The 11026-nt window shown below is 51.0% G+C and carries 14 protein-coding genes and 1 tRNA gene; 5 read left to right on the top strand and 10 right to left on the bottom strand.

What is annotated here, in order from left to right:
- Nucleotides 1–458 precede the first annotated feature (458 nt).
- Nucleotides 459–529 (top strand) — tRNA-Trp (locus G1ANC_RS04020).
- Between the two features lie 439 nt (nt 530–968).
- Complete coding sequence (locus G1ANC_RS02400; protein ID WP_129693432.1) at nt 969–2024, top strand: tRNA-dihydrouridine synthase; 1056 nt, start codon at nt 969–971, stop codon at nt 2022–2024.
- Between the two features lie 949 nt (nt 2025–2973).
- Here the strand turns inward: G1ANC_RS02400 and atpC are convergent.
- The 9 genes from atpC to G1ANC_RS02355 are packed head-to-tail and all read right to left on the bottom strand — an operon-like array spanning nt 2974 to nt 9500.
- Nucleotides 2974–3402 carry an ATP synthase F1 subunit epsilon gene (atpC, locus tag G1ANC_RS02395; RefSeq protein WP_206660711.1) on the bottom strand — a complete coding sequence of 143 codons (429 nt, stop codon included), beginning with the start codon at nt 3400–3402 and terminating at the stop codon, nt 2974–2976.
- Nucleotides 3403–3409: 7 nt separating this feature from the next.
- Complete coding sequence (gene atpD / locus G1ANC_RS02390; RefSeq protein ID WP_129693431.1) at nt 3410–4786, bottom strand: F0F1 ATP synthase subunit beta; 1377 nt, start codon at nt 4784–4786, stop codon at nt 3410–3412.
- Nucleotides 4787–4803: 17 nt separating this feature from the next.
- Nucleotides 4804–5673, bottom strand: coding sequence for an ATP synthase F1 subunit gamma (gene atpG, locus G1ANC_RS02385; RefSeq protein WP_129693430.1), 870 nt, complete (start codon nt 5671–5673; stop codon nt 4804–4806).
- A gap of 4 nt (nt 5674–5677) precedes the next feature.
- Entirely contained in the window at nt 5678–7213 is a 1536-nt protein-coding gene (gene atpA / locus G1ANC_RS02380; RefSeq protein WP_129693429.1) for a F0F1 ATP synthase subunit alpha, read from the bottom strand.
- Nucleotides 7214–7222: 9 nt separating this feature from the next.
- Complete coding sequence (locus G1ANC_RS02375; protein WP_129693428.1) at nt 7223–7612, bottom strand: FoF1 ATP synthase subunit delta; 390 nt, start codon at nt 7610–7612, stop codon at nt 7223–7225.
- 1 nt (nt 7613) lies between these two features.
- On the bottom strand, nt 7614–8150 hold the full coding sequence (gene atpF, locus G1ANC_RS02370; RefSeq protein WP_129693427.1) for a F0F1 ATP synthase subunit B: 537 nt from the start codon (nt 8148–8150) through the stop codon (nt 7614–7616).
- Nucleotides 8151–8162: 12 nt separating this feature from the next.
- On the bottom strand, nt 8163–8375 hold the full coding sequence (locus G1ANC_RS02365) for an ATP synthase F0 subunit C (protein WP_129693426.1): 213 nt from the start codon (nt 8373–8375) through the stop codon (nt 8163–8165).
- 37 nt (nt 8376–8412) lie between these two features.
- Nucleotides 8413–9240: a F0F1 ATP synthase subunit A gene (locus tag G1ANC_RS02360; protein WP_206660710.1), complete on the bottom strand. Its 828-nt coding sequence runs from the start codon at nt 9238–9240 to the stop codon at nt 8413–8415.
- A complete protein-coding gene (locus G1ANC_RS02355) occupies nt 9237–9500 on the bottom strand; it encodes an AtpZ/AtpI family protein (protein ID WP_129693425.1) in 264 nt (87 codons plus the stop codon). Before G1ANC_RS02355 ends, G1ANC_RS02360 begins: the two co-directional genes overlap by 4 nt.
- Before the next feature lie 55 nt (nt 9501–9555).
- Here G1ANC_RS02355 and G1ANC_RS02350 point away from each other — a divergent pair, with 55 nt between their 5' ends.
- Both G1ANC_RS02350 and G1ANC_RS02345 read left to right on the top strand, forming a co-directional pair.
- Complete coding sequence (locus G1ANC_RS02350) at nt 9556–9768, top strand: hypothetical protein (protein ID WP_129693424.1); 213 nt, start codon at nt 9556–9558, stop codon at nt 9766–9768.
- A gap of 57 nt (nt 9769–9825) precedes the next feature.
- Complete coding sequence (locus tag G1ANC_RS02345) at nt 9826–10131, top strand: glutaredoxin family protein (RefSeq protein ID WP_129693423.1); 306 nt, start codon at nt 9826–9828, stop codon at nt 10129–10131.
- A 192-nt stretch (nt 10132–10323) separates the two neighbouring features.
- Here G1ANC_RS02345 and G1ANC_RS02340 read toward each other — a convergent pair whose 3' ends face one another.
- Nucleotides 10324–10524 carry an NUDIX hydrolase gene (locus G1ANC_RS02340; RefSeq protein WP_129693422.1) on the bottom strand — a complete coding sequence of 67 codons (201 nt, stop codon included), beginning with the start codon at nt 10522–10524 and terminating at the stop codon, nt 10324–10326.
- Between the two features lie 55 nt (nt 10525–10579).
- Here G1ANC_RS02340 and G1ANC_RS02335 point away from each other — a divergent pair, with 55 nt between their 5' ends.
- Complete coding sequence (locus G1ANC_RS02335) at nt 10580–10885, top strand: hypothetical protein (RefSeq protein ID WP_129693421.1); 306 nt, start codon at nt 10580–10582, stop codon at nt 10883–10885.
- Nucleotides 10886–11026: the final 141 nt, after the last annotated feature.

Here is an 11026-nt window from a genome sequence, read left to right as displayed (position 1 = left end):
TATGCTATATTGGATATTGCTTTTGTTGTGGAGCGAATTTCTTTGATACCGGTGACAAGCCGGGTCTAGATAACGCTCCTGCACGGAAGCGTTACTAAAAAGAAAGTTCGCTCTTTTTTTGCCCCAAACTGGGGCGGAAAGGGGGTGAAACCCTAATGGGATGGTTCTTTGATCCCGTCACATCAAAGGACCTGGACCGTGCTATCAGCGCGGTCCAGTCCGGCAAGGCCTCGGCTCAGCAGGCCGAGGCCGTCGAACGTGCCGCCTCGCAGGCAGGAAGAGGCCCTTTTAGCGCTGCGCGAGCGGCGCTTGAAGAGAAGGATAAGAGAAGATAAGCTCTTGTTCTGACGGCTCGGGGCGTGCACCCCGAGAACCGCTGGCGCCAGGCCAGCAAAGGGCGTCCGTCCGCCCATCACTGGGTCAGATTCCCCAGCCGGTAGTCCGGAAAAAAGAATCATGGGCGTGAGCTCTGGGAACGGTCGGGCCTCCAAAGCCCAATGGCCTACGGGTTCGATTCCCGTCACGCTCGCTAGGGGTATGCATCGCGCTGCGGGAGCGGATGCATAGATGACTATACTTGGGGACCGCTGCACGGCGAGGCGCGGTATGTATAGTGCGTCCGGGAGCACAATGGAGTGCTCCCGCCCCCCTATACCTCCGCTACAGGCGACACGTATACCATCCTCACCTCCGGGTGGTATGCTGTCAGCGGAATGGTAGGCACTATGAGGGTCGTTAAAACCGATAACGACCTGGTCTACCATCGGAACGGAATCTGCGTGCCTGGATCGCTGCCGTTCTTAAACTTCAGGGCTAGAGCATTACGCTCGCCCATGGCGCGACTCGCGTTTCTACTCAAGGTTAGGCCAGTCTTTGGCTTATTCCCAGTAGAACCGCTAGAGTCCCCAGCCGCCCCTATCTCAATGGCGAGATAGGGGCTTTTTCTTTTTTGTGCTAAAATAACAGGGATGACATCATTTTGGGACAATCTACCGCAGCCGTTTTTCATCTTGGCACCGATGGAAGCCGTCACTGACGTGGTGTTTCGCCATGTCGTGAAAAAGGCTGCCGCGCCCGACGTGTTTTTCACCGAGTTTTCTAATGCCACAGGCTGGGTATATGCTGGTGACAGGGCCATCGCCGGGCGGCTCGTCAAGACCGACGATGAGCATCCGCTAGTCGTCCAAATCTGGGGCGGCGAGCCGGGCGACATGGAGCAATTTGCCGCTCACTGCGCCAAACTCGGCTTTGACGGCATCGACATCAACATGGGCTGCCCCGCCAAGTCCGCTATCAAATCTGGGGGAGCAGCGCTGATCCGCCAACCCGACGTAGCGGTCGCCGCCATCACCGCCGCTAAAACCGCCGGGCTACCGGTCAGTGTCAAAACACGGCTGGGCTATACGTATGTTGACGAATGGCGAGAATGGCTGGGCACGCTACTGGCGCAGGACCTCGCCAACCTAACCATCCACCTCCGCACCAAAAAAGAAATGAGCAAAGTCCCAGCGCACTACGAGCTCATCGACAACATCATCAAACTGCGTGATGAAATCGCCCCACAAACTTTACTGACCATCAACGGCGACATCCGCAACCGCGTCCATGGCGAGGAACTATTCGCAGCCCACCCAGGCCTCAACGGCATTATGATTGGGCGGGGAGTTTTTAGCGATCCGTTTTGCTTTCGAGCGTCTCGAGTGGTACCTCAGAAAAAATTTGGGCAACTTTACGTGGGCCCCGAATTCTTTTCTGACGGTACCCGAGAGACAAACAGAAAGAGTGCTCCAACCGAGGAAACGAAAATCCCCGTCGTCGATCATAAACAAGAGCTAATTAAACTCCTCAACTACCACCTCGATCTCTTTGACCGCTACCAGCCAACCCTCGACCGCCCCTTCGAAACCCTCAAACGCTTCTTCAAAATCTACATTCGCGACTTCGACGGTGCCAAGGAACTACGCGAACAATTAATGAACACCAAAAACACCGACGAAGTCCGCCAACTCATCAATTCTAATTAACTAACAACTTTTATAGCACATTGCAAAGAATTGCAGATCGCTTACCGAGCATTCGCGACAGTCCAACAGCGGCAATTATATATTGCAAAAGTTGACTCGATTGAAAAGTTATTTTATAATGCGAAAATGGCTAATTCAAGAAGGTCAGGAAAAGTCGGGCAACAGGCGCAATCAATAGGGCGAAGCGCCGAACTTAGAGTTATTGATGAATTAAACAGCGCTGGGTGGAGAACGGTAACCAGCGCCGAGCTTGACTATGCAGGAAAAACAGACGCAAGAGCAACCTGCCCAGCAGGTAGAAAACTCCCTATCCAAGTGTCGGTTAATCCAAAATCTTCAAGAACGCTAAGAGGTCTAGAAAATAGAGGCGTAACCCCAGTATCAATTGCCACCCTGGACAGAACAAAACAAACTGCCCCCGAATTTCTATGCAGCCAGTGTCCACTCGAAACTTGCTGCAGTTTCAGAAGAACATCAACGGACTTAGGATCGATGGCCATTACGCTAATGCAAGCACACAAAGCTTAGAGCCAACTGAATATAGCGTTCCCATACCGGTAGACTTATTCGTAGCTGCGCCAGAAATTTCCGACTGGCGAAGAGGTCGCAGATCTCCAAAAAACGGTAGACGCAGCTCTAGTATTATTCGCGAGTATTCGCGTCTTTCTGCAAAAACTGCTCCGCCAATTCACGGCGTCACCGTATATACGCGCGAAGACGGGTCAATTTTCGCCGCTCTGTACGGCGAGGCGCACACCGTCTATGTGCAGCCAAACGCCGCGGCGACAATGACATTCTGTGTACTAAACTTAACATCATACAGATAGACTAATTATAAGCCGCCATCTATAAGCTGCCATCGCGATAATACCGCCGATCACATTCACTTAGCGGAAAACGACAGCCAAAACAAACCGTGCTCAATAATATGATTTTGCATTAGCTATAATTATCGCCGGCGATGGCGGCGGCGCAAGCCAGCCACGTGCAAACGTACGCGGTGGCGATCGACCAGCTGGTGAGCCTTTTCGAGCTCAACCTGATCCTGAGCCTCATCGCGCATCTTGAGAGCGCGCTCGAGAGCGGCCTGAGTCTCGGCTTCAACAATATCGTCGCCGTGTTCGGCTTCGTCGACTAAAATCCGCACGCGCTGCTGGTTGATTTCAACCACGCCGCCGCTAATCGCGAAATATTCCAGTTGGTCATCGCTATCGGTTTTCTGGCGGCGGACCGCTACCGCGCCAGGTTGCGCCACTGCCACTAGCGGTTCGTGGCTCGGGAAGACTGCGATTTGCCCTTCGGTAGTCGGTATCATCACCTCGTAGACTGGCTCGTCGAGCTTAACGCCAGCTAGCGTAATTAGCTGAAACTGCATCATCTCGAGCTTAGTCCTTCTTCTCGCTGAGCGGCACTGGCGACATATAGAACCAGCTTTCTGGCTTGTCGTCGTATTTGCCGTCGAGAATGTCTTTAGCGTCCTTGATGGTATCTTCTAACTTGAAGTAGCTGCCTGGATTGCCGGTGAATTGCTCGGCAACATGGAACGGCTGCGCCAAGAAGCGCTGCAAGCGGCGAGCCCGCGCCACGGTTTGTTTTTGGTCGTCTGATAACTCCTCCATACCAAGGATGGCGATGATATCTTGCAGTTCTTTGTATTGCTGCAGCACGCGCTGGACTTCTCGTGCCACCGCATAATGCTCCTCGCCGACAATCTCTGGATCAAGCGAGTTGGAGCTAGAATCCAACACGTCCACGGCCGGATAGATACCAATCTCTGTTAAGGCACGGTTCATCACGATAGTGGCATCCAGATGAGCAAAAGTGGTCGCTGGTGCTGGGTCGGTCAAGTCGTCGGCCGGCACATAGACAGCTTGGACAGAGGTGATTGAACCTTTTTTGGTACTAGTAATACGCTCTTGCAGGGCGCCCATTTCTTGCTGCAAATTTGGCTGGTAACCAACCGCGCTCGGCAAGCGGCCCAATAGCGCTGATACTTCGGCGCCCGCTTGGGTAAAGCGAAAGATATTGTCGATAAATAGCAGCACATCTTTACCTTCATCGCGGAAGGACTCGGCAATCGCTAGGCCCGATAACGCCACGCGCAAACGCGCTCCAGGCGGTTCGTTCATCTGGCCGAATACTAGCGAGGTTTTGTCCAGCACGCCAGCGTCTTTCATCTCATAATAGAGGTCGTTACCTTCGCGGGTTCGCTCGCCAACACCCGCAAAAACCGAGTTGCCTGAGTGAAACTTAGCGATATTGTTGATCAGCTCTTGGATAAGGACTGTCTTGCCGACGCCAGCGCCAGCGAACAAGCCAGCCTTACCGCCCTTGGCTAGCGGCGCGATCAAGTCGATAACTTTGATACCAGTTTCGAGGATTTCAGTTTTGTTGGACTGTTCGGTCAACGCCGGCGGTTGGCGGTGAATCGGCGCCCGTTTGGCGCTTTTGGCAATCTCGCGGCCGTCGATTGGTTCGCCAACTACGTTAAACATACGGCCTTGCGTATCCTCGCCAACCGGCACGCTGATCGGCGCGCCAGTCGCTGTGACAACTTGGCCGCGGCGCAATCCGTCGGTGTTTTGCAAACTAATCGTACGTACTGTCTGTTGGTCGAGATGTTGTGCTACCTCGAGCGTAATCGTCTGCTGGCCGCGCTCGACTGTCAACGCTTCGTATATTTCTGGCAACGAATCATCATCAAACTCAACATCGACCACCACGCCCATGATTTGGATGATTTTTCCTTGGTTTTTACTCATAGTAACTCCTTTTTTTATCATTTCATCGCCTCCACGCCAGCGCTGATCTCGGTCAGTTCTTGGGTGATTGCGCTCTGGCGTTCCTTATTCATTTCTAGCGTCAAGTCGGCTACTAAGTCGCTAGCGTTATCAGTGGCGTTCTTCATCGCCAGCATTCGCATGCTATGTTCGCTAGCACGCGAGTCAAGCAGAGCTTGGTACAAACGAGCGCTAATCAGCCGGTAAGCTATATCATCTATGATATATTTAGGACTTGGCTCAAACTTAGCTTCGCGGATATCATCGCTAATTTCATCGTCGGGCACAAAACCGGCAGGGAACAAGCGAACGATATCAGCTCTCTGCGTCATACTGCTAACAAAGCGTGTAAAAATCACGTCGACAGCATCGACAGTGCCAGCCTCGAACATATCTTTGGCAGTGTTGAGAATAGCATGAAACTGCGCGCCTGGCACGCGATCAGGCAAATCTTCGTAGGTACCGACGATTTCAGTATCTTTGATACGCGTTGCTGCTTGAGAGATTTTGCGGCCGATAGCGATAGTTTTGTTAGCGATACCCGATTGGTCATCTTGATGCAGCTCGTGCAGATAAGTCTTGATGATATTAGCGTTATAAGCACCAGCCAACCCCTTGTCACTCGCTACCACAATCAGCAGGCGCGCTTTGACCGGCCGCTGCACAAACCAACGGTGATTATCGGTCGCACCTTGCTGCGCTAGATATGCTAGTAATTCGCGTGCTGCCACTGTGTAGGATTGAGAACTTTTGGTCGCCTCTTGAGCGCGGCGCATCTTACTAGCTGCCACCATTTGCATGGCTTTGGTGATTTGCCGAGTGTTCTTGACCGAGCGAATACGCGATTTAAGCTGCTGAGTCGACGGCATCTAGTTAGTCCTCAAATCCTTTAGCAACTGCTAACGCCGCGTCCTTGACAATCTTGGCGGTAGATTTGTCCTCGCCAAATTTTTTATCGCCTCGGTTTAGCGCTTTCATTTCAGCTTTGTGGTTCGTCCACAAGCGAGCCAGCAAGTCGGCCTGCGCGTCTTTAATCTTGGCGGCTGGAACTTCATCAAAATAGCCCTCGCTAACCGCAACAATGCTAACAACTTGCTCCCAGACGCTCATCGGCTGATACTGCGGCTGTTTAAGCAATTCAGTTAGGCGCTGGCCGCGTTCAATTTGCGCCTTGGTCTCGGCGTCGAGATCGCTGCCAAACTGTGCGAAACTGGCTAATTCGCGAAACTGGCTGAGGCCTAGTTTGAGGTTGCCACTGACACTCTTCAGCGTTTTAGTCTGAGCTGCACCGCCGACGCGCGACACCGACAAACCTGCGCTAATCGCCGGGCGAATACCTTGGTAGAACAGGTCAGTCTCCATAAATATCTGGCCGTCGGTGATGGAAATAACATTAGTCGGAATATAAGCAGAAATATCACCAGCTTGCGTCTCGATAATCGGCAAAGCAGTCAAGCTGCCAGCACCTAGTTCGTCCGACAACTTAGCCGATCGCTCCAACAGGCGAGAATGCAGATAAAACACGTCGCCCGGAAACGCCTCGCGGCCTGGCGGACGGCGCAACAGCAGCGACATCTGGCGATAAGCGACTGCGTGCTTGGTTAGATCATCATAAATCATCAAGGCGTGCTTGCTATTATCTCGGAAATATTCGCCCATAGCGGTACCAGCATATGGCGCCAGATAGAGCAGAGAAGCCGGGTCGCTCGGACTAGTCGCCACCACGATAGTCTGGTCCATCACGCCTTCGGACTTCAAGCGTTCAACTAGGCGAGCAATCTTGCTGAGCTTCTGGCCAACCGCTACGTAGATATTGACTACGCCGGTTTTCTGGCGGGCTTGGTTGATCATCGTGTCAAGCGCAATGGCGGTTTTTCCAGTTTGGCGATCGCCAATAATCAGCTCGCGCTGGCCGCGGCCGATCGGGAACATCGCATCGACACTCATAATGCCCGTCATCAGCGGCTCATGAACTGACTTGCGGCCCATTACGCCGATAGCTTCGCGTTCGACCAAGCCGCGCTGCTTTGATTTAATTGCCGGACCACCATCAAGCGGTTCGCCCAGCGGATTAACTACGCGCCCCAGTAGTTCTTCGCCGACTGGTACGCTCAGTACTTCACCTTTTAGTTTGACTTTATCACCAGCGGAAACACCTTGGTCGCTACCTAACAGCACCGCGCCGATTTCGTCTTCCATCAAGTTCAAAGCAAAGGCTTCAACCACGCCCTCGGCTGTTTGGATCTCCAAAACTTCGCTATAACCAGCCTCGCGCAATCCATGCACCCACGCCACGCCGTCGCCCACGCGAGTCACAATACCAACTTTTTCTAAACCTTCAGACACCTCGAGCTGGGCAATCGCCTGGCGCAGTTCGTCCGACAATTCTGTCACTGTAATATCAGCCATTCTTTTCCTTTACTTTATACCCTTGAGGGTTGTTAGTTTATGTATCACTGTGCCGTCAAACTGGCTGCCAGGCAGTTCAATTTTGAAGCCGCCGATAACGCTCGGGTCAATCTGTTCGCGAATATATAGTTTAGCGCCAGTCGGCGTAAATTGCTTAACAATTGCTTGCTTATTTTCTGGCGAGAGCGGGCGAGCAGTCGTAACCGTCGCTACAACAGCGCCGCGCGACGCTAACGCTTCTTCAATAGCCGCCACCACTTGATTGAGATCGCGCACACGGCCAGTTTCGATAAAATAGGCTGCCAACTCTTTGATAAGACGCTTCTTGTCGCCGCTTGCAAGCAATTGGCCAGCCACATACGCTGCTAATCTTCGCTGCGATATAGTACTGGCCGCCACGCTATTTGATCTCCTCTAGCTGTTTTTTGATCAAGCTAGTGTCTTTGCTTGGATCGACCGTATCCAGCGTAACTTTCCTGGTTGTATCGACCACTAGGTCTACCATCTGGTCGCGCAAATCTTTCTTGGCCTGGGCAACTTCTGCCCTGACGTCGTTGCGAGCCGATTCGAGAATAGAATCGGCTTGGTTCTTGGCCTTTTGTTCGGCTTCAGCAACCATTTCAGCCGCTTCATTCTTGGCAGTAGCAACAATAGTTCGCGACTCTTGCTGGGCCTTTTTCAGCATAGCGGCCGTGCGCTTTTCGCTTTCGCTTGCCGCTTTTTTGGCTTGCTCGGCAGCCTCTAAACCTTCTTTGATAGACTCGTCGCGCTCATCAAGCATGGCCAGAATAGGCGGATAAACCCATTTTTTCAGCACTAGCAGCAAGACCGCAAAAGCAACCGTTTGCAGCACGAACAACCGCCAATCAATTCCTAGTGGCCCCAATAGGCTATCGCTTCCAGCTCCAGCCGATGCAAAGTAGTGCAAGTTATTCACGCGCGCGAATCCTTACATCACTTTGCCGACAATAGCTGCCACGAAACCGATAATCGCCAGAGCGTCGATAAACGAGATACCGAGAATCATCATAGTACGCAAATCGTTAATTTTTTCTGGGTTGCGGCCAGCAGCTTTCATCGCCGAAGCGCCAATCCAGCTACAGCCGATAGCTGCAAACGATGCAGGGACGATATAAGCTAGCGTAAATGCTATAGTTTCCATAATATTTTTCTCCTTATGGTTTAGTTATTACCTAAATTTATTTTACTCCCTCGGCCGTTAATTTCATGCCGGAAGAAGTCGAAGAATCATCATGCGTTTGTTTTTCCTCATCACCGCCGTGATGCGCCAAACCGAGCGATATAAACACTGTCGAAAGCATAAAGAAAATATAAGCCTGAATACCGCCGATAAACAGCTCAAAAATATAAAATGGCTGCAAAACTGCAGGCATCGCAACTTGTGCTAGATAAGCAATCATAGCAATCAATATTTCGCCCGCCAGCACGTTGCCAAACAAGCGGAACGACAAACTAAGCAAGCGCGAAAACTCCGCTACAAGCTCCAGAATACCAACAAACGACATAATCGGGTCGCGCAACGGATTAACGAAGTAACGTTTCAGGTTGCCGACAAAGCCCAGCTCGCGCGCAGCATACACCTGCGCCATCACGATAGTTACCGTCGCCAGCGCAAACGTCATATTCAAATCGGCATCCTGACCGCGGAACAGCGGCGTATGGCCGACAGTTATCGGCCCAACAATCGGTAGCAAACCGAGCCAGTATTGCCCAGCTATAAAGAAAAACATCGTCATTACCAGCGGCGCCACTCGGCGAGCCCACTTTTGGTTAGGAATCACTTGCCCAACCGTCTTATACAATCCTTCTATGCACCAAAGAGTTAAGCGCGTTGCGAAGTTCGATTTTTTGCGGCCAAGCACCGCTGCTCGCGTACGAAACATTAGCCACACCAGAAGCACTAACCCTAGAATGCCAACCAGATTAGCATTAGTTATTGGTAAGCCGGCGATTGAAAACACTTCGTCGGCCTTGACCGATATATGGGGTAGCGCCGCGAACATCATTTCTTATTAACCTTTTTTATCTGTTGCCGCACCAAAATCACTGCGGCGGCTGCGCCTACCGCAAACCCGCTGAACATCAACCACGGCTTACTATTAAATAAACTATCCAGCCACAGGCCAGCAAAAAACAGGCCAAGCATTGGTACATACATCCTCCACGTCACGCCGACCATAGCCAGCCCTAACGATGTAAAAGTTTCTCGAGATACAGTATTATCAGAAGTCCGCGTCTCGGCGGTATTGTCAGCCCCACTGGTCATAGCGCTATTGTAGCAGTATGAGCCGCTATATGTAAAGTGTATAATTTAAGACATTATGCCTAGACGAAACCGCACCCCTAAACATACACCGTACCAAAACAAAAGCGCTCGCGCGCCGCAAAAGAAACGTTTCGCTAGCCGGCAAGCCGCCTTAAACGCCATCAAAGAACTGCAAAAATACTACCTCGACCTCGAGCTTGATATTTATCAATCACCAGCCGACGGTGGGTGGTATTTGACTAGCCGTACATCTAGCGCCGATAAATAGCTTGCATACGCTAGATGTTGTGTATATAATGATTGTAATTAACGAAGGGGGATAATTATGGACGACCAGACGAGCCATCGAGACGACCAAAACGATCAAGACAACCAAGACAATCAAGTAATCATCTACAGCGCCGCATGGTGCGCGTACTGTAAAACCGAAAAAGAATACTTAGACAAATTGGGCGTCAAGTACACCGTTCGCGACATCGATGAAGATGAGGGTGCAATGGATGAACTCCTCGCTAAAGTTGGCGACAAATCTAGCAGTATACCTGTCACCGACATCGATGGCGTAATCATTCGCGGCTTCAATCGAACCAAAATTGACGCTGCGCTCAAGAAGAAAGGGCTTATTGGTTAGATAGATAATCTACTGCGTCTGTATAATACGGGTCGGCGCCTGGGAATTTAGGCAGGGACTTCAGTTCCTCCGGTGTTATCCATCGGTAGCTTTTATGTTCCCAGCTTAAAGCGATTTTCGCGTCCGGTTCGGCGAGCTTTGCCTCAAACAACATATGCGTCGTTTGCCTGTATTGTTTGGTAAATAGCTTCTTCAATTTATTTGGATTAAGGATAGTCCTGTCTCTTCCTGTATTTCACGCGCTACTGCTGCTTCCGGTGTTTCTTCTGATTCAACCTCTCCGCCGGGAAAATCAGTATGCCCGGGAAACAGCGGATGTGTATTGCCTCTATACAGTACCAAATATAATCCTTTAGAATTCCGCACCAGCGCCTTTGCAACTATCTTAGCCATATTATTACTATACTTTGGCGGCAGGGACTGGGCAAGGGTATGCTACAATAACCCCATGAAAGTTAGCGATAAATCGATTCAGCAAGCTGTCGTTGCTCGCGAAGTCATTGATTTATACCGAGATTCTAAAAATAAAAGCGAGACTGCCGAGTCACTCGACGTGCTATGTTTCGCGATGGCGCGGCTGACTGATTGCGATAAAGTTGACTATCCGCCGGTTGATTGGGATGATTTGGCGGCACTGTTTGATATGATAGCTTTTTCTAAAGATAGCGATGATGATAGGTGTGTGGTCGAGAAAGATATGGATGTGATATATCGGAAAGCTTTGCGGATTATTGAGGCGGTGAAGTTAGATTAACCGCTATTCGCTTGCTAAATACTGTCAATCCCGCTGCAATCGTTAGTCCATGACCGAAAGTTGGCAATTGCTGATAGTTAATGTTTGCAAATTTACTATTGTTTGGCTGTTTTATGCAGTGGTTATTTAGTCGACTATCGG

The organism is Candidatus Nanosynsacchari sp. TM7_ANC_38.39_G1_1 (assembly GCF_004138385.1).
Note: the sequence above shows the minus strand (reverse complement) of the source record. Positions and strands in the feature narration are given on the sequence as shown.